This is a genomic window from Micromonospora inositola, assembly GCF_900090285.1.
GTDB lineage: Bacteria > Actinomycetota > Actinomycetes > Mycobacteriales > Micromonosporaceae > Micromonospora > Micromonospora inositola.
On sequence record NZ_LT607754.1, the window covers coordinates 6,374,556 to 6,397,695 of the forward strand.

A 23,140-nucleotide genomic window follows, 5' to 3' on the forward strand; every position below is an offset into this window, starting at 1 on the left:
GGTGTCGGCTCGTCCGTCGCCCACCAGGTCAGCCGCCCCCTCGATTGTCAGGTCTGGGCGCGTCGTACCGCCGGGTCCGTCCGCGTCCGCGACCTTTGGACGAGTGTCCGCGCGCAGCCGCTGGCCGCTGTCGTCGTCCGGGCTCGTTGCTGTCACCGTTGCTGTCGGCAGCCACCCACGCATTGATCGGCGTCCGGCGAAGGCCGGCCCGCGTGGCAGACCTGGAGCCTTGACAGGCCTCCGGCCTACCGCGACGTCTGGCTCTACAGGGACGGTGATCGCTACTGGGCACGGCCGCGAGAAGGCGGCGCCGAAGTCGGCCGCTAACCCACTCGGCAGCTACTTCTCCGGGGTGCCCGGACCAACCTCGCCGCGCTTCAAGTGCTCGGCGTTGCGGTCGGCTTCGCTGTGTGCGTGCGCAGCCGCGGTGCCCGGGTCGGTGGTTCGGCGTCCCTCTGCGTCCTGATACACCTCGCCGCTCTCGAGCGCTTGCTCCTCCTGCCGCCGACTCTCGGGTGTGGTCATGGCCACCCAATTACCCTGCACTCGCGCCAGCAAACGGCCGCACCGGCGACAACATCAGACTTAAGCGGCAACACCGGCAACAACATCTTGAAGCGGGGCGGTGTGGCTACCAGCAGGCCCCACTCCTTCATGCCATCAAGCGGACCTTGACGCCTCGTACGGACGCTGGCGCGTCGGGCGGTGGTCTGCTCTGCTTGCCCGGGTCGATGGCAGGCGGGATGGCCTACCGCGACCGCGACCACCCACGGGCCGTGACCCGCCGACAGAGCCCCGGCCATCCTGGAGCCGGAGCGGCCCCGCCGGAGGCGCACCAACCGCAACCCCGCGACCGCAGCCAGCTCGCCGACGTGGCCGGCGTTGCACTCCCCTGCGCCGCGGGTCTTGGCGCGCGGCCCGGCCGGCTGCCGACCCACCACACCACACTCAAAACCTTCAAGGTACCTGCGGCAGAGCGCGCACATGAGCGCCCGTCGACTCGGTGTCGAGCAGATCGACCTGTACTACCTACACAGCGGCAGGGCCACCGACGCTCCGTTCGAGGACCAGGTCGCCACCCTGGCCGACCTGCGTGAGCAGGGGTTGATCCGCCAAATTGGCCTCTCCAACGTCTCGGTCGAGCAGTTTCGTACCGCGCAGAGCATCGTCGACATCGCCGCGGTCTCCGCGCTCTACAATGTCAGTAACCGGGTCGGAGGGGCGTTGCTCGAAGCCGCCGAGGCGTCAGGCGCGGTGTTGCCTGGCACCCGGTGAGCCTCGCTGACGGCGGGGACCCGGCACGTATCACCGAGGCCCTCGCGCCCATCGCTCAGCGGCACGATGCCACCGTGCACCAGGTCGCCCTCGCGTGGCAGTTGCGCTGCTCGCCAGTCACCATGCCCATCCCGGGGACGACAAGCCTCACCCACCTGAAGGAGAACCTGGCCGCCGAGGCGATCCAGCTCACGCCCGAAGAGGTGCAAGCAATCACCGCACTCGTCCCGGAGAGCTGACGGACACCAGCCGCGCACACCTTGCCGGGACGATGAAGCGGGGCGCCCAGGAGCCGGCGGGGAAGGCGAACGAGGCGCACGCCGTCGCGGCAAATCCGGATACTGATCAAGGGGCCAGACTGTGGGCCCGACGCGTCTGCGCGGCGGCAGATGTGTGCGCCCCAAGCGCGTCGGCGGTTGTTAAAGTCGACGCCTCAACCGGCGGGAGGGCGGCCGCAGGACATGCGGGTGAGGATGACGAGCGCTGCGGCACGGACTGGCCACGCGAACGAGGACTTCACCGGCGCCGTACCGACGGCAGCGGTGCTGATCGACGGCGCCGGCATCTCCGGCACCGAATCGATCTGCCGGCACGGCGTGGCCTGGTACGCCAGCCGCCTGGGAGGCAGCCTCCTCAGCCTCTTGTCACTCGCGCGGGACCGCAGCCTTTCGGCGCTGCTCGCCGAGGCCATCGAGCAGGTGACGGACGATCACCGGGACACCTGCGACGTCGCCGACCCCATCAGTCCGTCAGCGACCGTAGCCATCCTGCGCCTGTCCGACGGCCTCATCGAGCACCTGGTGCTCGGTGACTCGGTCCTCGTGCTCGACAGAGCAGAGGGTGCGCCGCTCGTCGTCTCCGATCCCCGGGAGGTGATCATCAGCCGGTCGTACCGGTCCGTGCTCGAGGCCGCCGCCGAGGGCAGCGACGAGTACCACCGAGTCCTCCGAGAACTGCGCGCCAACCGGAACCAGCCGGGCGGCTTCTGGGTGGCCAAGGACGACCCGCAGGCGGCAGACGAGGCGATCACCGGAAGCTGTCCGATCTCCGAGCTGACCGGTGCCGTCCTGCTCAGCAATGGGGCCAGCCGCATCGTGGACCGGTTCCGGCTCGCCGACTGGCCAGGGGTCATGGCCGTCCTAGCGTCGAGCGGACCCACCGAAATCATCCATCGTGTCCGGCAGGCGGAGGCGCGCCACGCGGTGGCGGCGGACGATGCGACGATCGCACACTGTACCGACCTCGGCGAGGCCTGACCGTCGCCAGCGGAGCGTGCCCGGCCGCTTGGCATGGCGTGACTTACTGCCGCCGGCCACCCTGGGGCAGCGGTGGACCGCCTAGGTGTCGAGTGTCGTCGCGCATCCTGATCCGCCGCCTGGCGGATGTTCGGTCAGACAGGCACGGCGATGGTTGCCAGAGCATCCGTTAGCCGCTGGAGGTGAGGCGGCGGCGGCTCGAGCAGCGGAAGGCGCACCGTCGCGTGCGGGATGATCCCGAGCTCAGCCAGAGCGGCCTTGGCCATTATGGCCCCTTGGGATGTGCGCATGATGGCGTCCACCAAGGGAATCAGCGAACCTTGGATCGCCTTCGCCGAGTCGAGGTCGCCGCTGCGGACCGCTCGTATGAGCTCGGCGTTGCGGTCGGCGACGACATTGCCCACGACGCTGAGCAAACCGGTGGCGCCGCACGCGAGGTAGGGCAAGTTGAGTTCATCGATGCCGCAGTAGTAGGCCAGCGACGTGCGGGCCATGACGGACATCGCTTCGAACAGGTCGCCCTTGGCGTCCTTGACCGCTCGGATCCGGGGGTGGCCGGCGAGTTCGATCAGCGTGGGCGCCTCCATTGCGATGCCTGTGCGTGCCGGGACGTCGTAGAGCATCACGGGTAGCTCGGTGGCATCGGCCACCGCCACGCAATGGGCCACCACCCCGGCCTGAGTCGGCTTGGAGTAGTAGGGGCAGACGAGCAGCAGCGCATCCGCGCCAGCAGCCTCGGCTTCGCGTGCCCGATGAATGCTGACGGCCGTGTCGTAGGTGCCGATACCGGCGACCACCCGAGCTTGGTTCTTCGACCGGGCCGCCACGGCACGGACGAGTCGGGCTGCCTCGACCTCGGTCAGGGTGGGCGACTCACCGGTGGTCCCGCCGACGACGATGCCATCGCACCCTGTGGTCAGCAGGTGGTCGACGAGGTTAGCGAGCCCAGGTTCGCTGATCGTGCCGTCAGGGTGCATCGGGGTCACCATGGCGACAAGGTTGGAGCCGAAGAGTAGGTGAGCAGGGCGCTGCGGGTCGGTCATGGTTCGATCCTGCCTCGACCCGATAAGTGTGGTCCAGCGATGCTTTCTTGCCAATATTGCGTAGCCTGGCTTCATGATTGATGTCGGGGCCTTGCAGGCGTTGCGGTCGGTGGCTGCTCTCGGGACGCTGGCGCGGGCGGCCGATGAGCTCGGGTTCACGGCCTCGGCGGTGTCGCAGCAGATCAAGAGGCTGGAACGCCAGGTCGGTGTGCCCGTCCTCGCGCCGGCGGGACGCGGGGTCGTGCTCACTCCGGCCGGCCAGGCCATCGTCGACTCAGCGCCCGAAGTGTTCCACGCGCTGGAGCGCTGCGCCGAAGCGGCCCAGTCAGTCTCGGAGGGCGCGCCGCGCGGCATACTCCGCGTGGTTGCCTTCTCGACTGCTGTCCGCGGGCTGCTCGCGCCCACCATTCTGCGACTGTCGACGCGCTGCCCAGACCTACGCGTGCACATCACCGAGCAGGACCCTGACCAAGCCCTCCACAGCGTCGATGCCGGTTCAGCCGACCTTGCCCTCGTCCACGACGCCGACGGGCTGCCAGCCCCTCTGCCATCGTCCCTGACCCAGCGCCATATGCACACCGACGTCGGCGACGTCGTCATGAATCGGACGCATCCGCTCGCGCGGCTCGACCCGCCTCTCGCCGGCGCCGACCTTGCCGGCCACGCGTGGGTGACCAGCCCGCCTGGCTCGGTGTGCCACCAGTGGTTCCGACGACTGTTCGCGGACGTCCCCGAAGACCCCGACGTGCGCCATCTGGTTGACGATTTCGCCACCCAGCTGTCGCTGGTCGCCTCAGGCGGCGTTATCGCCCTGATCCCTCGCCTTGCTCGCCCGCCCTTGGAAGAAGGGCTCGTCTCCCGGTCGCTGCGGCGGCAACCGAAGCGCGAGGTACACGCGGCGTGGCGGCGCAGCGCCAATGCCAGCCCAGCGATCCAAGCGGTGCTCGCGGAGCTAGGCTCCGCAATCAGCCCTGAGGACGCCCTCAGATAGCGCAAACGTCGCAGTAGGAACCACCCGGAAGAACGCTGAGCTTGGTGCGCCTTACGACCACCGCCGCTTCGACCGCCAGCGCAGCCCAATCGATTGAACGTCCTCCACTCGGCAAAAGAAGGACGTCACGCGGCTTATCCGCTATGAGCAACAAGCTCTTGGCCACGTGCTGCAGCACTGTGCGGGCGAGCGCACCCAAACGGGTTCCGGCAGGGTCCATCGGCCGAGTTCGCCCCCCTCCAGTACGTCCAGCAGGCGTACCGACGTACCGGTCGCGGTCAGCACGGACGAGCCGACGGCGACCGCGCATCCTGCCCAGAGTCGGCGTCTTCGCAGGCCCGCCACTACTTGGCGAAGATCTGCGACTCGTCCCGGAACGCCTTGAACTCGATGGCATTGCCGGCCGGGTCGCGGAAGAACATCGTCCACTGCTCCCCCGGCTCGCCGGCGAACCGCAGGTACGGCTCGATCACGAACTCGGCGCCGGCGGCGCGGACCCGGTCCGCCAGAGCGTGGAAGTCCTCGACCGACAGGATGAGTCCGAAGTGCGGCACCGGTACGTCGTGCCCGTCGACCGGGTTGCGACCCGCGTCGGCCTGCCGCGCCGCCGGTACGACGTGGGTCACCACCTGGTGGCCGTAGAAGTTCCAGTCGACCCAGGCGTCGGCCGAGCGACCCTCGGCGAGCCCGAGTACGCCGCCGTAGAAGGCGCGGGCCCGCGCCAGGTCATCAACCGGAATCGCGAGGTGGAACCCGGGACGGGTCGTCATCATCTGCTCCTTCTCGTAACCGGCGCGCCCGTTCGGACCCGCCCCTTGCTTCGAGGGGTATGACAACCGGCCCTGCCGCTACCACACGCGGTGGAGCGTGGCCCTTCCTTATACACGGGCTGGAACCGGAATGCACCAGGTGGAACCGCATCGGGGTGCCCGGGGCGGGCGGCCCGGCCCGACCTCAGCGAGCGGTAGCCGGTCGCCGACGGCGAGCGGGGTCGGTACCAGCCCGGAGAGCAGGTTGGCCCCTTCCAGCCGGGACAGCATGTGGCCACCACTCCACCGAGGCAACTCGACCGCTCGCACCCGGCAACGGCTACGCTGTGGCACGCGGCCACCGTCAGATCTGATGTCGTGTCCACAATGCGCAGGCGATCACGCGGTGGCCGTCGCGTGTCCACCCCGCCGGAGCACCAAGATCTCAAACGGCGGCTGCCGTACTGGCCGCGCTGGAGGCCCTGGGGACGGCCTGGCGAACAGGCTCTACTGTCGACGGCATGGCGACGGTGTTGGTGTCTCTCGGAGTGGCCGTGGCGCTGATGATCGCGGCATTCGTTTTCGTCGGGTGGCGGGATCGAAGGCGGCTATCTTCCCCGGAGGATTCCGCTGCAGCCCGTGAGGCGGCGGCCGCGCAGGAGCGGTACGCAGCGGAGCGCTATGGAGATCAGGGCGAGTTGTGGCGGCGCGGCAAGTCACCGCCCACCACCTGAGCGAGCCTCTGCACCAGGACACAGGCACTTGCCATCCCGTTTGCCATCGACCCGCCCTCCTCGATTCGTGCTCGCTGCAGCTCCTACGCCCCCCACTCCCGGCGCACTGGAGGCTGCGGCGGCTCCTCGTGCGCGGGATCTGTGTCTACGGTTTCGACCAGGTCCTCGGCCGGCGTGACTCGGGCGGGCAGCTCGCCGAACCTGACGTGCCGCAGGCGGGCGAACTCCTCGTCCGTTGACCGCGCGGTGCGCCCTCGATCCTCACTCATCGCCGACCTCCCTCGTCGGGTTCCATTGTCCCCCGCTGAGGCAATCCTTCGCGTTGGTGGCGACCTCACGGTCGGCATGGTCGCGGCCAGCACTGTCCGCCGTGCTGGGCGCGGTGATTCGGAACCCGCACGAGAGGGCGCCGCCGGGAGTTCGGGACGAAGGGATACCGGCGGGCCACAGGCCGTCAGAGGCGAACCAAGGGTGGCCTCGTTGACCACCGGTGATCGGCGTAACCGCCGATCACTGGACATCTCGTCCGGTTTGATCGACTACGCCTGGACCCGCGATCAATACCGTTGGAAGTAGCCCTGACCTGAACCTTTGCCGGGCTGACGGGCCCGAGTCAGTCGACGCGGACCCGTCAGCGTGTTGCCCGAATGATCGAAGCGGGCTGCTTGGCCAGCGGGTATCAGCGGTCGTTGACGTTGGCGGCCACGATCCGCGGGCTGAACTCGAACAGGTTCGGGTCGTTCGGGTCGATGGTCAGGGCCACCCAGTGGGTGTTGCCGTCGCCGAACGTCTCAACCCGGGTGAACTTCGCCACGACCTGGCCGTTGTCGTACTTGAACGGCATGTCCTCCTTGAAGTAGTGGCTGTCGCCGTGGACGAGCGCCGACTGGCCGGGGAACGCGAGCACCTGCTTGCGCAGCTCCGGGAGGATCTCGTTGTAGCCGTCGTACTGCAGGGGCTGCAGCTTCTGCTCGTTGTTGAAGTTCGGGTCGGCCTGCCAGTCCACGAGCACGCCCTTGAGCCCGAGCCGGGTGGCCTCGGCGTACGAGTTCTGCAGCCAGTGGATGTTGGCCGCCTCCCGCTCCCGGTGCTCGGCGGCCATCCGCGTGATCTCGCTGTCCGGCCGGGTCTCGCCATCAACGCCAGAGTGCGGCAGGTTGTCGTTGGAGCCCTGGACGTTGAGGCCGATGAACATCACCTGGCCCTCGGTCCAGCGGACGTTCTCCCGGTACTTCTCGTAGCCGGGCTCCTCGCTCTCCCGCCGCATGGTCATTGTCGTACGCCCGAGGCTCTGGTCGGTCGGGTAGAAGACCTGCCGCTCGTGGTCGAGACGCTCAAGCGCGTCGAACCCTCCGGTGCCCGCGCCGTACCGTCCCCAGCAGTCCGTCCAGTCGTTGTCGCCCGGTACCACGACGACCGGGCGGTCGAAGCTGTTGAACCAGTCGAGCGACTGGGTGTACAGCGCGTCCGTGCAGGCGCCGTCGCCGCCGGCCTTGAGGTCACCGTCGAAGATCGAAAAGGCCAGGTTGGCATTGTTCATGTCCGCGATCAGGCGCGGGTACTCGACCCGCCCCTTTGCGCCGTACGGCATGTCGCCGAAGAGGCCGACCGTGTACGCGCGGCCCTTGGCATGTCCGTCTTCGTGGTCGTCGTCGCGGTTGGCGGAGGCACTGCCCGCGCCCATGATGCTGGTCAGGACCGCCGTGGTTACGGCCGCCGCGATCGCACCACGCCAGATGCTACGCATGTCTGAGGCTCCAATCGGTGCAGGGAAGAGTTCAACGGCAGCTTCGTGGTCCCGCGTGCACAGCTCCGGCCCGATACCTTGCCGCAAGGTGTCGACCGCGCGAACGAGCTGGCATATCTCGCTGAGTGCGACGCGCATATCTCGCTGAGTGCGACGCGCGGGATCAATACCGCCGGAAGAGGTGAGCCGCTCCGTCGAGGTTGCGCGCCCGCCGCCCTAGGCCGGACGAGCGACCGCAGCTGATTGGATCGGCGACTGTCGTCCGATTTCCCGACCGCTGGACCAGGCGTCGCAATCCTCCCCCCGATACGCCCCCGGATCGTGAGCGGCGGCGGGTAATGGCTGGACTCAGCGGGACCAGACAAGATCGGCCCCCGACCGCGTTTCTGCTGTTCAGGGACCGTTCTCGCACCTCGTGGCGGGTAGAGGATTGGGCCGGGTCGAAGAGCCGTGGGCGCCTCCGCCAGCGCGCTCCCGCTTCGTCACCACCGGAGCGGTCGACGGGCCGTCGAGCGCGGCGATATTCGGTGGCTACAACCCCACCGAGCCGACGACGAGCCACCCATCGGTCATGTCATCAGCAGCGCTGGTTCCAATGCACTGGCCGGCTTTCTCAACGGAAGGCGATAGCGCGGCCACGCCGATGCTTGTGCTTCAGATCACAGCACAGCACGTCACATCCACAGGGCTAGCTCGTCCTTGAAGCAGACAACCACAAAGGAGCGCGATGTCCGCCGCTTACGTCACGGTCACCATCCTCGCCTCGGTCTTCAACGGCATCGCCGCCGTCACGTACCTGATCGGGCACGACTATCCAAAGGCCCAGGCAGACATGAAGCGCGTGCCACGGTCGTGGGTACCGGTGTTGGGCATGTTGCTGGCGGCGGGCTCTCTGGGGCTGCTGGCCGGGTTCGCCGTGCCACTGCTGGGGACACTCGCCGCGGCTGGCCTCGTGCTGTACTTCCTCGGCGCGCTCTTTGCGCACCTGCGGGTGGGTTCCCGCCAGCTCGTGGGATGGGCCGTATTCTTCTCCACTGCGGTGGCCGCACTAGCTGTGAACCTGGGCTACCACTGGTGATCCGTGGAGGCAGTTGGCGCCAGAGATCGAACAGGAGGACGGCCAACTCGCCGAAGCCGCGGGGACCGGCACCTCCACCGCGACGTGCAAGTCCGAGGGGTCGACTACATGCGCTCGCGGACGCCGCGCTTTGTCAGCCGCAGAGGCGCGCGTCTTGCCATCGACTCGTCCGGGCCGGCTGTCCCGCTGGCCTGCTGCTGGTAGCGAGTTTACGGAGCTCCGGTTCGCGTCCGCACGGGCCTACCTGTGCCGGCGTGCCATCAAGGCCACGATCCTGATCAAGGCTGACCAGGCCGCCAACCGCCGCAAGAAGGGATCGAAAGGCGGCCGGCCACCAAACCTTCCGACCTTGCACCTGATCGTGAAACAGAGGGCGGCGGAAGGCGTCGTGCAGGACGCTCATCATCACCAGGTCAGACTCGGGGCAGCCCACTCATGCCGTCGCTCCGACCAGCCCGGTTTCCTCCGCGTCAACCCGCGGCCGGCGCAGCAGCGAGACGCCGGCGACCGCGAGGAAGAGCAGCCAGACGGCGAATCCGGTAGCTCCGACGGCGAACCAGAATGATCCGTTGGTGACCGCGACCGCCGGCATGGCGGCCACGATGAGCAGCGCCGCGCCTGCCGCGCTCGTGGGCGACATCCACGCCGGGACAAGCCGGGCGAGGGTGGCAGCGCGACCGAGAGCGAAGAGCGTGACGCCGACGGCGGCCATGTTGAATGTGAACACGGCGTTGTGGAACGTCCACAGCACACTCGCCAGCGCCGGGGCGGCCACGAGTTCGTCGCGGGCGGCCACCATCGTCACCTGAACGACGTTGACGATCGCGAAGAGGGCGGCGACCACGATCGACGCCGCGGCACCCAGCCGGCCCCACGGCGCCGCGGCGGGGTTGCGCCGCCGGCACCAGGCGCCGATGTTCGTGCTGAACAACAACAGAGCGGGCAGGCCCAGCACGTATGTGACTGCGAACAGGTGCACCATCCACGCGTGCTCGTGCGTCAGAGCGGACAGGTCCGCCCCAGACGCCTGCTGCGAAGGACCCAGCACGCCGTGCAGCACGTTCTGCAGCACGACCAGAACGAGAAAGCCCAGTGCGGCGCTGCCGAGCATCGCCGGCGACAGCCGGCCTTCTGCGCGATTCGTCTCGGTTGTCATAGTGACCTCATCTCGATATAGGCTGCTTATGTTTAATGGAAGCATCTTCTACTCAGAAGACATCTAGGCTGTCGGCATGTCAAGGCCCCTGAGCCGGCGTGCGCGCCAGGCGCAAGAAACTAGGCGCGACATCCTCGACGCGGCGTTGCGTCTGTTCGCCGCGCGGGGGTACACCGGGACGACGATCGCTGACATCGCCGCCGAAGCCGGGGTCGCGGTCCCGACCGTCTATGCCAGCGTCGGCGCGAAACCGTTGCTCCTAGGCCGGCTGCTGGAAACCATCGATCTTCAGGCGGGGGTGCCCGAGCTGGCCCGTGCGCTCGGCACGGCCACGGACCCGCGGGAGGTCCTCGCGCTCGGCGTGCGGATCACCCGGCAGGTCGCCGAACGCGGCTCAACGATCATCAAGGTGCTTGCGTCGGCCGCCGGCTCGGAGCCCGAGATGGGGCAGGCCTACGCGGAAGGGCTGGCCAAGCACCGCGCCGGCGCCGCATCGACGATCCGCCGTCTCGTCACCCTCAGCGCTCTGGCCCCGGGTCTGGCCGAGCCGGACGCCGTCGCGGTGTTCGCCACGCTCACTGGCACCCCCGTGTACGACGGCCTGACCAGCCACGGTTGGTCGTACGGCAAATGCGAAACGTGGCTGTTCGACACGCTGGCGACGCAACTACTGCGCGCGCGCCGGAACCCGGTTTAGCCGCCCGATCAGCTACCTGGCGGCGCGATCGTCGAGAGAGGTCGCCGCCATCTCGCCAGCGAACCGCGGGCCCCGCCGGGCGGTTCACCGGGTCGGCGACCGACCCGTGGGTCGAAGCCGAGGACTCGTTACGTCCGTCGCTGCTCAATCCGTGAGCTGCGGTCATCCGACGGCCGAGGTCCGGAGCGCTGCGATGCACGTACGGCAACATCTTCCACCAGGGCAGCCGCTCAGGGCAGGTCGGGGTCCGGGTGCTCGGTCACGAATCGCGTGGCCGCTTCGTCGTCGACGAGCGAGTTGTCGGCGAGCCACTCAACTGCCCGACGCTGGGCCCGGACGGCCCGGAAGGTGTGCCACACCGGCAGCAGGTGGGGATACTCCTCGTGCAGCTCGTCCTTGAACCGGCGGAAGGCACCCTTGCCCTGGATGGCTCGCGCCAGTCTCCGCCCGACTGCCTCGTCGCTGATCCTCGCGGCGAAGTCCGCCATGTCCTGATACCAGACGTAGGACGGCAGCGGCTCGATGCAAACGAGATCCAGGTCGTCGAGGTCAACCGGCGTTCGCCCATCAACTCCACCGTCCGCCGTCCAGAACACGATCTCGCCCGTCTGCGGGTTGATCAGCCATCGGTACTCGTAGTCGGTCTGGTCCGCCAGCGCGGTGGCGATCTCCTCCACGTCAAAACTGCTCAAGTCAAGCATCGGGCCACGATAGTCCTTCTCGCGAACAGGGCTTCGAACGAAGCACCCCGCACCCAGAGCCCAGGATGAGCACGGCCCGCGCTCCGCGCCGCATGACCGCTACCACGGCACGTCGCCCGCGCGGGCGGCAGCGGAGAACGGGTGTATCGGCGTCGCCCGTGATCATGGCAGGCGGCTGACCAACCCAGTCTGGTAGGCGATGACGACCAACTGCGCGCGGTCGCGAGCACCCAGTTTCCCCATCGCGTGGCTGACATGGGTGCGGGCGGTCGCCGGACTGAGGGACAGTTCAGCGCCGATCTCGTCGTTGCTCAGCCCATGTCCCACCAGGGCCAGTACTTCGCGCTCGCGTTGGGTCAGCACCACCAGCCGGTCCTCCGCGACCTGGGTGGCGATCCGTTCCGCGGTGAACTGGGCGATGAGGCGTCGGGTGATCCGCGGCGCGAGCAACGCCTCTCCCGCGGCGACCACCCGGATGGCGTGCAACAGCTCGGCCGGTCCGGCGTCCTTGAGCAGGAAGCCGCTTGCGCCGGCTTGGAGCGCATTGAAGACGTACTCGTCAGTGTCGTACGTGGTCAGGATCAGAACCCGAACCTGTTCGAGGCCGCGCGTCCTGACGATCTCGCTGGTGGCCTGGATTCCGTCCAACTTCGGCATGCGGATGTCCATGAGTACGACGTCGGGCCGGGTGGCCCGGGCCCGCTCCACGGCCTCGGCCCCGTTGGCGGCCTCTCCCACGACCCTGATGTCGTCTTCGGCGTCGAGCAGCATCTTGAACCCGGACCGCACCAGGATCTGATCGTCGGCGAGCAGCACCTTGATCGGGTTACTGCCGGACGTCGAAGCGGCGGCCGCCGTGCTCACAGGTGCACCGTTCCGGCCGGAGCCAGCGGCAGCCGCGCCGTGACTTCGAACCCGCGGCCCGGCCTCGGCCCGGCGGCCAACTCCCCGCCCAGCAGCCCACAGCGCTCGCGCATGCCGACGATCCCACGGCCCGGCTCGGCCGAACTGCCGTGGACACTACCGGCCGGTGGCTGCGGACCGCGGGCGTCATCACCAGAGGCATCCCGGCCACCCTCGTCGGTCACCCGGACCTCCAGGACATCGGTGCCGAAGTCGAGCGCGACCGTCACCCGTGTCGGGCCGACGTGGCGGATCACGTTGGTGATCGACTCTTGCAGGATCCGGTAGGCGGTGTGGTCCACCGCGCTCGGCAATGGCGCGGTGGACGAGGTCACCTCGAGTTTGATGTCGAGTCCGGCCTCGCGTGCCATTGCGGTGAGCGCATTGACCTGTCCCAGGCCGGGGTGCGGCACCCGCCCGTTGTCCGGGTCGCGAAGCACGCCGAGGACGGCCCGCATCTCGTGCAGCGCCTGGGCGCTTGTCTGCTCGATCGTCACGAGCGCCTCGCGCGCCCGTTCCGGTCGCTTGTCGAGCAGGTACGCGGTGACGCCGGCCTGCACATTGATGATGGCTATGGCGTGGGCGACGGTGTCGTGGACCTCGCGCGCGATCCGGAGCCGCTCGGCGTCGACCCGCGTACGCGCCTCCTCCTCCCGGGTCCGTTCCGCCTGTCGGGCACGCTCCAGCGCTTCGGCTGCGACGGCCCGCCGCGACCGGACCGACTCGCCCAGTGCGGCGGCCATGACCGACGCCGCGATCCGGAAGAACACCCATCCGAGGGCGGCCCTCGGCTCGATGTCGGCCGCGGCGATGAGCCAGCCCGTGGCCAGCACGGTGATACCCACGCCGGCGATCACCGGCGACCTGCGCCCGTCGCCGTACGCGGTCAGCGTATACAGGGCGATGAAGAGCCCGATCCATCCGGGCCCGTCCGAGAAGTCGACGGTGTAGTACACCAGGCTGGCGAGGGCGGCCGTGATGAACACCGGCGCCGGCCACCGGCGGCGCATGATGAGCACCAAGCCGCTCACGATCAGTAGGACGTATCCCAGATGTCCGAGGTCGGTCAGCGGCCGCGACCCCACCTCCGCGGGTTTCGCGACGGCGCCCTGGACCTGCATCACGGCGACGACAAGTCCGAGCAGGACGTCCTGCGCCAGGACAGGCAGGCGGAACGGCACCGCTCGGCGTGTCATGTTGCGATGATAGTGGCCGCGCGTGGGTGACCGGCTACGACAGCGAGCGCGACCAGGGGCGGGCCGCCTACGCAGATGTGCGTAGGTACTGCCGTCCGCTGTCCGAGGACACACCCCGGTCGGCGACGCGACGATCGCTTCCGTGACTCAACCAACGACAGGTCCAGTAGCTGACGGGGTATCCACGCGCGACAATCGCCAAGGCGTTACCCCGGATGCACCGCGGCCGGGGCCGCTGGGCAGGCTCGGCGGCCTGGCCTTTCGCCGGCGGGGAAGAGTGCTGATCGCCTGGGCCGTAGCGCTCGCCATCGCCTTCGGGCTGTCAGCGGCCTTTGGCGGCGAGTTCGTAACAGACTCCTCCGCGCCGGGCTCGGACTCCGAGCAGGCGCAGCGCCTGCTGAGCAAGCGGTTCCCGACCCAGTCCGGCGACACGGTGAGGGTGGTGGTGCGTGCCGGCGACGTCACCAGCGCCGAGGTGCGAGGTGGAGTCGACGCGCTACTCGGTGAGCTGGGACGCATGCCGCACGTAACGTCCGTCGAGGATCCCTATGCCACCAAGGGATCCATCACGGCAGACGGCCGGACCCTCGTCGCTCGCGTCTATCTCGATGTCATCAACCCCAACGACATGCCGATCGACGACACCGAACGGCTGCTGGCCACCGCGGAGGCGGCCGAGCGCGACGGGCTGGATATCGCGCTCGGCGGACGCGCTGTGCAACTCGCCGAGGCGAATCAGTCCGGCTCCGAGATGGTCGGGCTGCTCGCGGCCGCGGTGATCCTGCTCCTCATGTTCGGTTCGGTGGTGGCGGCCGGGCTGCCACTGGCGATGGCGATCGGCGGGTTGGCGATCAGCTCCAGCCTGGTCGGCCTCGCGGCGGCGGTGGTGGACGTGCCCGAGTTCGCGCCCATCATCGGCATGACGCTGGGCATCGCGCTAGGCATCGACTACGCGCTGCTGATGGTGACCCGGTTCCGCGAATGGCGGGCGGTGGGCCTCGACCCCGAAGCGGCGACCGTGGCGACGCTCGACACCGCCGGCCGGGCGGTCCTCGTGGCGGGTGGCACGGTCATGGTGAGCATGTCGGGGCTGTTCGCGGTGGGCCTGCCCGTCATGAACGGCACCGCCGTCGTCACCATGGTCGCCACGCTGGTCGTGATGGTCGCCGCCATCACCCTGTTCCCCGCGTTGCTGGGCTACCTGGGGCGGCGAATCGACCGGCTCCGGGTGCCGCTGGGACGGCGTCGCGCCGCCCAGATCTCCGCCGACGGCCACCTGGTGCCAGCGGCCGGCTGGACACGGTGGAGCCGGCTGGTGCGGCGGCACAAGGTACTCGCCACCGTGGCGAGCGTCGTTCTGCTGCTGGTGCTGGCCGCACCGTTCCTCGGCGTGCACTTCGGCCTCCCCGACGCGGGCAACGACCCCGAGAACACGTCGAGCCGGCAGGCGTACGACATGCTGGCCGAGGGATTCGGCCCCGGCGCCAACGGGCCGTTGCTCGTGGTGGCGGACATGTCACGCGGCGACGGCGCGGTCCTCCGGCGGCTGCAGGCCGAACTCGGCAGCACGGCGGGAGTCGCGGCGGTGTCGCCGCCATGGCTCAATCCCGCTGGTGACACGGCGCTTATCACCGTCGTGCCCACCACCGGACCGCAGGAGGCCGCCACCGAAGACCTCGTCCAGACCTTGCGCGACGACGTGATCCCGGCCGCGACCAAGGGCACCGGCGCGGAGGTACACGTCGGCGGTGCGACCGCGGCGACGATCGACATCAACACATCTATCGCCGACCGGCTCGCGCTGCTCATCGGAGGCGTCGTCGTCGTGTCGATGCTCCTGTTGCTGGTGGCGTTCCGCAGCGTCGTCATCGCGATCACGGCTGCCGTGATGAATCTGCTGTCGGTGGCGGCGGCCTACGGGGTGGTTGCCTTCTTCCTCGAAGGCGGCTGGGCCGGCAAGCTGATCGGCATCGACACCGCCACCCCGATGGCGGCGTTCGTCCCCGTCATCATGTTCGCGCTGTTGTTCGGCCTGTCCATGGACTACGAGGTCTTCCTGATCAGCCGGTTACGCGAGGCGTGGGTGCGCACCCGGAACAACAGTCAGGCCATCACCACCGGATTGGCCAGCACCGGACGGGTGATCACCGCGGCCGCGGCCATCATGATCGTGGTTTTCGCGGCAATCGTCCCGAGCGACCAGGTCTTCATCAAGGTCTTCGGAGTCGGCATGGTCGCGGCCATCCTCGTCGACGCGACCATTATCCGGATGCTGCTCGTGCCGGCGGTCATGCACCTGCTCGGCCGCAGCAACTGGTGGCTGCCCCGCAGCATGGCGCGGCGCCTGCCTCAGCTGCACATCGAAGGACCACCCATCACGTCCGCACGCCCCCTCGATGACGCGGAGCCGGTCCCCTCCCGGTGAAGCGGCGTCGTCCAGGAAAGCGGCGACGCCCGGAATCAACGTCGTGACAACCTGAAGGAGCATACTTTGCGAAGGTTATTCGCCCTCCTTGCCACCCTGCTGGTGCTGGTGGTCGTAGCACAGTTCTATCTCGCCGCGAGCGCTGCCTTCGACACGGCGCCCAACGACGAATCCTTCCAGACGCATCGTGCACTGGGCTACGGAATCGTCCTCTTCGCGATCGTATTGACGATCGTCGCCGCGCTGGCCCGGATGCCCGGCCGGCTCATCGGGATGACCGGTCTGGTCGTCGGACTGGCCGTTGGACAAGGTCTGATCCGGGCCATCGCCGCCGCATTCAACGACACGGGCGACACCAGCACAACAGCCGGCAAGCTGGTCTTCGGTCTGCACGCGGTCGACGGTCTGATCATCCTGGCCGTGGCGGAGACCGTCGCCCGGCGGGCGCGAGCGCTGTCGAGGCCCATGGTGGCCGGTCGACCGGCCGGCCCGGGCGGCGGCGCCGGGGCGTTCGGACCAGCAGCCGGACCGGCTCACCCGGCGTCATGACAACGGGTCAGTTGATCATCGTGGACCACGTGGTCGCGCTGCTGAGCGCCGCCGCGTGGTCCGCGACCGGCGCCACCGCGGCCACCCGGCGGACCCAGCTCGCGCTCGGCCTCCTCGCGGCGGCTGTGCTGGTGACTCTTGCCCGGGTCACCACCGTGGCGATGCTCGCCGGTCGGGGCTGGTGGTTCGTACAGGAAAAGGTGCTGCTGGGTCTGCCCATGCTCGGTACCGTCGGGTTGGCCGCCGTCCTGATCGCCGGCCCGCGACTGCTCGCGGCGCGGCGAGCGCCGGAAGCCGGGGCACCCACCAACCGGGCGGCGACCGGCGTGGTCCTGTTGCTCACCGCCGGATACGCGGCCCTGGCCGGGCTCGTCGTGACCCTCGTGGTCGGTTATCCCCTGACCTGGAGCACCGCGTTGATCGCCACCTCCGTCGTCGGCGTGGGCGCGCTGCTGACCGCGCGCGTCGTCGCGGCGCCGGTCGACACCACCGGCGACCCCGACATCGCACCCACCCAGGCACCGCACGGAACGCCCGGGATCCCGCGCCGTCGGTTCATCGGCTTGGCGGGCGGAGCGGTCGTGGCGAGTACCGGCGCAACCGGCGTCGGTCTGTTGTTCGTGCCGGCTGAATCCGTCGCAACCGGAGGCGGTCCGGGACGGTCGCCCCGCCCCGGACCGCCCGTGTCGGTGGCCGATCTGCGGGGGGCCGGCGCACCGGCACCCGGCGGCACGAGGCGGCAGTACACGCTCACCGCGCGGACCGCCACCGTCCGGCTCCCGTCCGGACGTGAGATCCAGGCATGGACCTACAACGGCCGGGTACCCGGTCCGCCGATCACCGCCACCGCCGGCGATCTGATCGAGGTGACGCTGCGCAACACCGACATCGAAGACGGAGTGACCCTGCACTGGCACGGCTACGACGTGGCGTGCGGTGAAGACGGCGCACCGGGCGTGACCCAGGACGCGGTGGCACCCGGCGACGAGTTCGTCTACCGCTTCCGCGCCGATCAGGTGGGAACCTACTGGTACCACACCCACCAGGCGTCTCACCGTGGCGTGCGCCGGGGACTCTTCGGGACCCTCGTCGTGACACCACGCGGACAGCGGGTGGACAACGCCGAGCAACTGGATCTGACGCTGCCCGTGCACACGTTCGACGACACTGCCGTGCTCGCCGATCAGGACGGGCGCACAGAACACACCGCGGCGGCCGGCACCGAGGCGCGGCTGCGGCTGGTCAACACCGACTCGAATCCCCACCGGTTCGCGCTCGCCGGAACGCCCTTCCGGGTGACGGCCGTCGACGGCCGCGATCTCAACCAGCCCGGCGAGGTCAGCGACGCCGGACTGCGCCTGCCCGCGGGTGGACGGTCCGACCTGGTCTTCGTCATGCCGGACACTCCGGTGGCGCTCGTCCTCGACAACGACCACGCCGGCGGCCTCCGGCTGCGTCCGCGCAACCAGGCCGGTACCGCCGGCGAGGACACGGCCGTCGAGGACACCTCCGGATGGCCCGAACTCGACCTGCTGCGCTACGGAACACCGGCCGCCGTGCCGTTCCATGCCGGCAGCCGCGCCGACCGGCACTTCACCATGGTTCTGGACCGTGGTGTCGCCATGGTCGACGGCCGGCCGGCCTATGGGCAGACGGTGAGCGGCCATGGTCACCCATCGATCGCGGATCAGCTCGTCGCCGAGGGCGATCTCGTCCGGTTCGCCGTGGTCAACCGGAGTCTCGAGACGCACCCCTGGCATCTGCACGGACATTCCGTGCTGGTCCTGTCCAGGAACGGTACGCCGGCGTCCGGTAGCCCATTGTGGATGGACACGTTCGACGTCCGTCCAGGGGAGGTGTGGGAGGTAGCGTTCAGGGCCACGAATCCCGGGATTTGGATGAACCACTGCCACAACCTGCCGCACGCACATCAGGGAATGATGTTGCGGCTGCGCTACGACGGCGTCACCACGCCGTTCCGCGGCCTGCACACCGCCCACGGGGCCGGCACGCTCAGGAGCGGGCGCCATGGCCACTGACCCGCCACCGAAGGCTCGTCGATCGATCCCGGCCCCAAGCCCGGACGATGGCCCGGACCCGAACGACCCCACCTCGGATCTCGTCGCGCAGGTGCACCACTACAGCCGCGCCGTCACCGCAGCGGAGCTGCGCAGGCTGGCCCGCCGGAACCCGTGCTTGCGTGCGGACGACCTGGAGGTCATCGACGCGGCTCTGGACGAGCTGGTGGAGTCCCTGCTCCTGGCCCGGCTGCGCGGCCTGCCCCAGCACACCACACGGCTGAAACGCCTCTTCGGCACCGCGAGGAAAACTTCGTGAGGCACGGCGCAGGAGGGCTGGGACGAAGGATAGCTGGGCAAGGAGAGCACTGGTCACCGGCGATTCGGTGTGCTGGGTCGCGAGTTGGCGCGCCGGCTGGGTAACCGGTAAGGCCCTTCCGGCTCCAGCCAAACCATGCGGACCAGCGGATCAAGAGGCCCAGTCTCGGTCTTGGTCCTAGCCAGGCGGCCTCGGCCGCGATGGCCGTTGTCCCCTGCCTGCGAGTGATGCCCTGCGGTGACGTCACCCAGGGACACGGTCGCGGGCGGTCTTCGGGCAGTTCGAGATCGCTGTCGGGCGCCGTACCGGGCGGTGGTTCCACCGCCCACCTGCCCCGCCTGCTCGGCCGCGGACGGGCGCTCGAGGCGCTGCTCGGCGGCGACGACTTCCCGGCCGAGCTGGCCGAACGGTACGGATGGGTCAACCGTGCCCTGCCCGACACGGAACTCGACACGTTCGTCGACACCTTCGCCCGTCGGATCGTCAATTACGACAAGGAGGTGATCGTGGCGCGGCCGGGTGCCGGACGTTCGCGCCTGGCGACCCTGTTCGAGAACGGGTTGCAGCAGGTAGCGGTCCTCATGATCGTCAGGCGGCGTTCACGTTGTCAGGATCTCGTGAGGATGACGAGTTGCTGGGTCGCTCGGGTCATCGCGACATAGCGGTCGACCGCTCCTTCGATGCCCTTGCCGAACGCCTGGGGGTCGATGAGGACGACCAGGTCGAACTCGAGCCCCTTCGACAGCTCCGGGGTCAGCGATCGGACGCGGGACGTCGCCCGGAACGTGGCATCGCCGATGACGCAGGCGATCCCGTCGGCGTGCGCGGCGAGCCAGGTGTCGAGGATCGACCCCAGATCCGAAACAGATCCGTGTACGACCGGAACGTCGCTGGTGCGGATGGAGGTCGGCACGTTGGCGTCCGGGAGCACGGCCCGGATGACCGGCTCGGCTTCCGCCATGACCTCTTCCGGCGTCCGGTAGTTGATGGTCAGGGAGGCCAGGTTGATCCGGTCGAGCCCGATCCGCTCGAGCCGTTCCTGCCATGACTCCGTGAAGCCGTGCCGGGCCTGGGCGCGGTCCCCGACGATGGTGAAGCTGCGGGACGGGCAGCGCTGCAGCAGCATCTGCCACTCTGCGTCGGTCAGTTCCTGAGCCTCGTCCACGACGATGTGCGCGAACGGGCCGGCGAGCCGGTCCGGGTTGGTGCCGGGCAGTGCGGTCTCGTCGACCAGGACGTCCTGCATGTCCTGTCCGTGCAGCATCGTCACCACGCCTTCACCGTCGTCGTCGGCTTCGAGCAGGTCGTCGACGACCCTGGCCATGTGCTCGCGTTCGGCGGCGACCGAGGCGCTGTGCCGACGCTGACGTCGTGACGCCTCCGGGTCGCCGAGCCGTTGCCGTGCCGCGTCCAGGAGCGGCAGGTCGGACGCCGTCCAGGCCTGGGCGTCTTTGCGCTGCAGTCGCCGGACGTCGTCGGTGCTGAGCCAGGGAGCGCACTTGCGCAGGTAGGCGGGTACCGACCACAGGTCTCCGACGAGGTCGGCCGCTTCCAGCAGCGGCCACGCGCGGTTGAGGGCCGTGTGCAGCTCCTTGTTTCGCAGCAGCGACGTCCGGAGCTGGTCGGCCGGGACGTCGTCGTCGTGCCTGTCCGTCAGGATCGTGAGCAGCTCCTCCAGTATCTGGTCGCGCGCCTCGTTGTGCGGGGTACCGGGCTCTGGTGCGTCGAACGCATCGGCCCAGTCGTCGGCGCTCAGCCGGATGTCGGACCAGGGGGTCGTGACCGTCATCCCCTTGGCAGGCGGCTCCTCGTAGAACCTGACGGCCGCCTCGATCGCCTCCACCAGGTTCGCGGACGACTTCAGGCGGGCCACGTCCGGGTCGGCCTCGATGGTCGCCGAAGCTCCCTCGGCGACGAGATCCCGCAGGGTGCAGGTCTGCACGCCCTCCTCTCCGAGGCTGGGGAGGACGTCGGCGACGTAGGCCAGGTAGGGCTGGTGCGGACCGACGAACAGCACGCCGCCCCGGCGGTGGCCGAGGCGAGGGTCGGAGTAGAGGAGGTAGGCGGTGCGGTGCAGAGCGACGACGGTCTTCCCCGTACCCGGACCGCCGTCGACGACGAGAGCTCCGCGGGATCCGGCGCGGATGATGGCGTCCTGGTCGGCCTGGATGGTGCCGAGCACGTCTCGCATCCGGGCCGACCGGCTGCCGCCCAGGCTGGCGATGAAGGCGGACTGGTCGTCGAGCGCGGCATGCCCCTCAAACCCGTCCGAGGTGAACACCTCGTCCCAGTAGTCAGTGATCCGGCCGCGGGTCCAGCGATACCTGCGGCGGCGTGCCAGACCCATCGGGTTGGCGTGGGTCGCGCCGAAGAACGGCTCGGCGGCCGGGGAGCGCCAGTCGAGCAGCAGCCGACGACCCGCGCTGTCCGTGAGGCCGAGTCGTCCGACGTACACGGGCTCGGGGTTGTCTGCGCTGACGATGTGGCCGAGGCAAAGGTCCAGACCGAAGCGACGCAGGGCGCGCAGGCGGGCGGTCAGCCGGTGGATCTCCAGGTCCCGGTCCATCGCCGCCTGGCCTTTGCCGCCGGCCGCCTTGCGCGCGGCATCGAGGCGGTCGGACAGGTCGGCGATCGACTGCTCGAGGCTCTCCGCGATGGCCGCGAAGTGCTGCTCGTCGCCGGCGATCAGCGCCGGGCCGGCCTTGGGGGAAAGGCGTTCGGGAAGATCAAACGCGCATCTCGAGGTCGGGCACCTTGGCGCTGCCGCCCCCGGTCGCCGCCGCACCGAAGTGGTCGACGAAGAGCGAGGTCACCCTGTTGGTGAGCACCGCGCCCAGCGCGCTCACCCCGATCGCGCCGCCCATGCTGCGAAAGAAGGTGAGCGTCGAGGTGGCCGCGCCCAACTCGGCAGCGGGCACGCCGTTCTGCGCGGCGAGCACGAGGTTCTGCATGAGCATGCCGACCCCGATCCCGAGCACCACCATGTACGCCGCCAGCAGCACCACGCTGGTCTTCGCGTCGATCGTGCTGAGCAACAGGAACGCGCCAGTCATCACGAGCGAGCCCACCACCAGGTATGCCTTCCAACGCCCGAACCGCGTGATGAGTTGTCCGGCGACCGTCGAGGACACCAGCAGCCCGAAAATCATCGGCAGGCTCATCAGGCCGGCCACCGTCGGGGACTTACCGAGCGCTACCTGGAAGTACTGCGACAGGAACACCGTACCGCCGAACAGCGCCACGCCGACCAGCGTGCTGGCCACCACGGTCAGCGTGACCGTGCGGTTGCGGAAGATGCCGAGCGGGATGATCGGCTCCTCGGCCCGCGACTCGGTCCACACCGCGAGCGCGAGCAGGAGCACGCCGCCGCAGACGAACGCCGCGGTCTGCCACGAGCCCCAGGCGAAGTGCTGACCGGCCAGGCTGGACCAGATCAGCAGCGTACAGACGCCGGCCATGATCAGCAGCGCGCCCAGCCAGTCGACCTTCACGGGCCGACGGACGACCGGCAGGTGCAGCGTCTTCTGCAGCAGGGCGATCGCGGCCAGCGAGAACGGGATGCCGATGAAGAAGCACCAGCGCCAGCCCAGCCACGAGGTGTCCACCAGCACTCCGCCGATCAGCGGGCCGGCGATCGTGGCCGCGCCGAACATCGCACCGAAGACGCCGGAGTAGCGGCCCAGCTCGCGCGGCGGGATCATCGCGGCCATCACGATCAGCGCCTGGATCACCTCGGCGTGCGACATCCGCCCGGACTGCTCGGCCGGCACCTCGTCGCGGGCGGCCGCCTCGGCGGCCACGGGCACGCCGGCCACGGCCAGGTTGTCCGGCGCGATCGCCGCCGGGGTGCCGGCCGCGCCCGGCTCGGGTTGAACGGTCATCAGCTCTCCTCGGTGTTAGGGGTGGGTGTGGCCAGGCCGTCGGCGAGCATCGCGAACGCCTCGTCCACCTGGTCGGCGAGCGGGGCCGCGCCGTAGCCCGCCGTGGCCCAGCGCATCATCGCGGTGCGGAACGCGGCGCCCGTCACGGCCGCGACGACCTGCGCGTACGCGTCGTCGCGCCGCCCAGGACGTGGCCGCGGACGTTGTCCACCGGGGGCAGGCCGATCGACGCCCGGTGGATGTTGAGCGCCGCGCCGAACAGCGCGTTATAGCTCTGGGCGTCCAGGTCCCACAGCACCCGGTTGTCGGTCACGTCCGGCGGAAACGGCTGGCTCGGCAGCGGGTGCGGCGGGTGGTGCGGCGACGGCAGCATGACCACGACCGGCACGTCGCCCAACCGGTCCAGGCGCGACAGCATGGCG

At 69.3% G+C, this 23,140-nt stretch carries 26 protein-coding genes; 12 read left to right on the forward strand and 14 right to left on the reverse strand.

Annotated features, from left to right (window positions below; translation table 11 throughout):
• Positions 1 to 339: 339 nt before the first annotated feature.
• Positions 340 to 525 (reverse strand): ribonuclease, encoded by a 186-nt coding sequence (locus GA0070613_RS30235; RefSeq protein WP_089016290.1) that lies wholly within the window; start codon positions 523 to 525, stop codon positions 340 to 342.
• 381 nt (positions 526 to 906) lie between these two features.
• On the opposite strand from GA0070613_RS30235, the gene GA0070613_RS30240 reads away from it, so the two are divergent.
• From GA0070613_RS30240 to GA0070613_RS30250, 3 genes are all read left to right on the forward strand, one after another.
• Positions 907 to 1,275, forward strand: a complete 369-nt coding sequence (locus GA0070613_RS30240; protein ID WP_269459021.1) for an aldo/keto reductase — start codon at positions 907 to 909, stop codon at positions 1,273 to 1,275.
• Complete coding sequence (locus GA0070613_RS30245; protein WP_089015398.1) at positions 1,272 to 1,514, forward strand: aldo/keto reductase; 243 nt, start codon at positions 1,272 to 1,274, stop codon at positions 1,512 to 1,514. The genes GA0070613_RS30240 and GA0070613_RS30245 overlap by 4 nt, the downstream gene beginning before the upstream one ends.
• A gap of 303 nt (positions 1,515 to 1,817) precedes the next feature.
• Positions 1,818 to 2,531, forward strand: a complete 714-nt coding sequence (locus tag GA0070613_RS30250; RefSeq protein ID WP_231929573.1) for a protein phosphatase 2C domain-containing protein — start codon at positions 1,818 to 1,820, stop codon at positions 2,529 to 2,531.
• Between the two features lie 134 nt (positions 2,532 to 2,665).
• Here GA0070613_RS30250 and dapA read toward each other — a convergent pair whose 3' ends face one another.
• On the reverse strand, positions 2,666 to 3,574 hold the full coding sequence (dapA, locus tag GA0070613_RS30255) for a 4-hydroxy-tetrahydrodipicolinate synthase (protein ID WP_089015400.1): 909 nt from the start codon (positions 3,572 to 3,574) through the stop codon (positions 2,666 to 2,668).
• A 73-nt stretch (positions 3,575 to 3,647) separates the two neighbouring features.
• On the opposite strand from dapA, the gene GA0070613_RS30260 reads away from it, so the two are divergent.
• Complete coding sequence (locus GA0070613_RS30260) at positions 3,648 to 4,565, forward strand: LysR family transcriptional regulator (RefSeq protein WP_089015401.1); 918 nt, start codon at positions 3,648 to 3,650, stop codon at positions 4,563 to 4,565.
• Positions 4,566 to 4,909: 344 nt separating this feature from the next.
• On the opposite strand, the gene GA0070613_RS30265 is transcribed toward GA0070613_RS30260, so the two are convergent.
• Complete coding sequence (locus tag GA0070613_RS30265; protein WP_089015402.1) at positions 4,910 to 5,335, reverse strand: VOC family protein; 426 nt, start codon at positions 5,333 to 5,335, stop codon at positions 4,910 to 4,912.
• Between the two features lie 500 nt (positions 5,336 to 5,835).
• Between GA0070613_RS30265 and GA0070613_RS32510 the strand changes: the two genes are divergently transcribed.
• A complete protein-coding gene (locus tag GA0070613_RS32510; protein WP_157746581.1) occupies positions 5,836 to 6,048 on the forward strand; it encodes a hypothetical protein in 213 nt (70 codons plus the stop codon).
• Between the two features lie 83 nt (positions 6,049 to 6,131).
• Here GA0070613_RS32510 and GA0070613_RS30270 read toward each other — a convergent pair whose 3' ends face one another.
• Together GA0070613_RS30270 and GA0070613_RS30275 are read right to left on the reverse strand one after the other, a co-directional pair.
• Positions 6,132 to 6,317: a hypothetical protein gene (locus tag GA0070613_RS30270; RefSeq protein ID WP_089015403.1), complete on the reverse strand. Its 186-nt coding sequence runs from the start codon at positions 6,315 to 6,317 to the stop codon at positions 6,132 to 6,134.
• 410 nt (positions 6,318 to 6,727) lie between these two features.
• A complete protein-coding gene (locus GA0070613_RS30275; RefSeq protein ID WP_089015404.1) occupies positions 6,728 to 7,795 on the reverse strand; it encodes a hypothetical protein in 1,068 nt (355 codons plus the stop codon).
• A gap of 727 nt (positions 7,796 to 8,522) precedes the next feature.
• Between GA0070613_RS30275 and GA0070613_RS30280 the strand changes: the two genes are divergently transcribed.
• The gene (locus GA0070613_RS30280) at positions 8,523 to 8,873 is read left to right on the forward strand and encodes a DoxX family protein (RefSeq protein ID WP_089015405.1); all 351 of its coding nucleotides are present in this window, start codon (positions 8,523 to 8,525) and stop codon (positions 8,871 to 8,873) included.
• A 433-nt stretch (positions 8,874 to 9,306) separates the two neighbouring features.
• On the opposite strand, the gene GA0070613_RS32515 is transcribed toward GA0070613_RS30280, so the two are convergent.
• Positions 9,307 to 10,029 carry a hypothetical protein gene (locus tag GA0070613_RS32515; RefSeq protein WP_157746582.1) on the reverse strand — a complete coding sequence of 241 codons (723 nt, stop codon included), beginning with the start codon at positions 10,027 to 10,029 and terminating at the stop codon, positions 9,307 to 9,309.
• Positions 10,030 to 10,105: 76 nt separating this feature from the next.
• On the opposite strand from GA0070613_RS32515, the gene GA0070613_RS34095 reads away from it, so the two are divergent.
• Positions 10,106 to 10,726 (forward strand): TetR/AcrR family transcriptional regulator, encoded by a 621-nt coding sequence (locus GA0070613_RS34095; protein WP_089015408.1) that lies wholly within the window; start codon positions 10,106 to 10,108, stop codon positions 10,724 to 10,726.
• Between the two features lie 230 nt (positions 10,727 to 10,956).
• On the opposite strand, the gene GA0070613_RS30300 is transcribed toward GA0070613_RS34095, so the two are convergent.
• From GA0070613_RS30300 to GA0070613_RS30310, 3 genes are all read right to left on the reverse strand, one after another.
• On the reverse strand, positions 10,957 to 11,427 hold the full coding sequence (locus GA0070613_RS30300; protein WP_089015409.1) for a UPF0158 family protein: 471 nt from the start codon (positions 11,425 to 11,427) through the stop codon (positions 10,957 to 10,959).
• A gap of 162 nt (positions 11,428 to 11,589) precedes the next feature.
• Positions 11,590 to 12,291: a response regulator gene (locus GA0070613_RS30305; protein WP_089015410.1), complete on the reverse strand. Its 702-nt coding sequence runs from the start codon at positions 12,289 to 12,291 to the stop codon at positions 11,590 to 11,592.
• Positions 12,288 to 13,526 (reverse strand): sensor histidine kinase, encoded by a 1,239-nt coding sequence (locus GA0070613_RS30310; RefSeq protein ID WP_089015411.1) that lies wholly within the window; start codon positions 13,524 to 13,526, stop codon positions 12,288 to 12,290. Before GA0070613_RS30310 ends, GA0070613_RS30305 begins: the two co-directional genes overlap by 4 nt.
• A 142-nt stretch (positions 13,527 to 13,668) precedes the next feature.
• On the opposite strand from GA0070613_RS30310, the gene GA0070613_RS30315 reads away from it, so the two are divergent.
• On the forward strand, positions 13,669 to 15,951 hold the full coding sequence (locus GA0070613_RS30315) for an MMPL family transporter (protein ID WP_089015412.1): 2,283 nt from the start codon (positions 13,669 to 13,671) through the stop codon (positions 15,949 to 15,951).
• Positions 15,952 to 16,017: 66 nt separating this feature from the next.
• Positions 16,018 to 16,500 carry a DUF6220 domain-containing protein gene (locus GA0070613_RS30320; RefSeq protein WP_089015413.1) on the forward strand — a complete coding sequence of 161 codons (483 nt, stop codon included), beginning with the start codon at positions 16,018 to 16,020 and terminating at the stop codon, positions 16,498 to 16,500.
• Positions 16,501 to 16,507: 7 nt separating this feature from the next.
• Here GA0070613_RS30320 and GA0070613_RS33875 read toward each other — a convergent pair whose 3' ends face one another.
• Positions 16,508 to 16,720: a hypothetical protein gene (locus GA0070613_RS33875; RefSeq protein WP_231929574.1), complete on the reverse strand. Its 213-nt coding sequence runs from the start codon at positions 16,718 to 16,720 to the stop codon at positions 16,508 to 16,510.
• Between the two features lie 16 nt (positions 16,721 to 16,736).
• Here GA0070613_RS33875 and GA0070613_RS30325 point away from each other — a divergent pair, with 16 nt between their 5' ends.
• The 3 genes from GA0070613_RS30325 to GA0070613_RS30335 all read left to right on the forward strand — a co-directional run bounded on the left by GA0070613_RS30325 (position 16,737) and on the right by GA0070613_RS30335 (position 19,499).
• A complete protein-coding gene (locus GA0070613_RS30325; RefSeq protein ID WP_231929575.1) occupies positions 16,737 to 18,539 on the forward strand; it encodes a multicopper oxidase family protein in 1,803 nt (600 codons plus the stop codon).
• Positions 18,529 to 18,837 carry a hypothetical protein gene (locus GA0070613_RS30330; protein WP_157746583.1) on the forward strand — a complete coding sequence of 103 codons (309 nt, stop codon included), beginning with the start codon at positions 18,529 to 18,531 and terminating at the stop codon, positions 18,835 to 18,837. The genes GA0070613_RS30325 and GA0070613_RS30330 overlap by 11 nt, the downstream gene beginning before the upstream one ends.
• 200 nt (positions 18,838 to 19,037) lie before the next feature.
• Positions 19,038 to 19,499 (forward strand): enoyl-CoA hydratase/isomerase family protein, encoded by a 462-nt coding sequence (locus GA0070613_RS30335; protein ID WP_157746584.1) that lies wholly within the window; start codon positions 19,038 to 19,040, stop codon positions 19,497 to 19,499.
• On the opposite strand, the gene helR is transcribed toward GA0070613_RS30335, so the two are convergent.
• Genes helR through GA0070613_RS30350 form a run of 4 tightly spaced genes read right to left on the reverse strand, consistent with a single transcriptional unit; the run spans position 19,445 to position 23,136 of the window.
• A complete protein-coding gene (gene helR, locus GA0070613_RS30340) occupies positions 19,445 to 21,622 on the reverse strand; it encodes an RNA polymerase recycling motor ATPase HelR (RefSeq protein WP_089015417.1) in 2,178 nt (725 codons plus the stop codon). The genes GA0070613_RS30335 and helR overlap by 55 nt on opposite strands.
• Positions 21,564 to 22,718, reverse strand: coding sequence for an MFS transporter (locus GA0070613_RS30345; protein ID WP_408630967.1), 1,155 nt, complete (start codon positions 22,716 to 22,718; stop codon positions 21,564 to 21,566). Before GA0070613_RS30345 ends, helR begins: the two co-directional genes overlap by 59 nt.
• Entirely contained in the window at positions 22,718 to 22,864 is a 147-nt protein-coding gene (locus GA0070613_RS32520; RefSeq protein ID WP_157746585.1) for a hypothetical protein, read from the reverse strand. The genes GA0070613_RS30345 and GA0070613_RS32520 overlap by 1 nt, the downstream gene beginning before the upstream one ends.
• Positions 22,861 to 23,136, reverse strand: a complete 276-nt coding sequence (locus tag GA0070613_RS30350; protein WP_197699012.1) for a hypothetical protein — start codon at positions 23,134 to 23,136, stop codon at positions 22,861 to 22,863. Before GA0070613_RS30350 ends, GA0070613_RS32520 begins: the two co-directional genes overlap by 4 nt.
• Positions 23,137 to 23,140 lie beyond the last annotated feature (4 nt).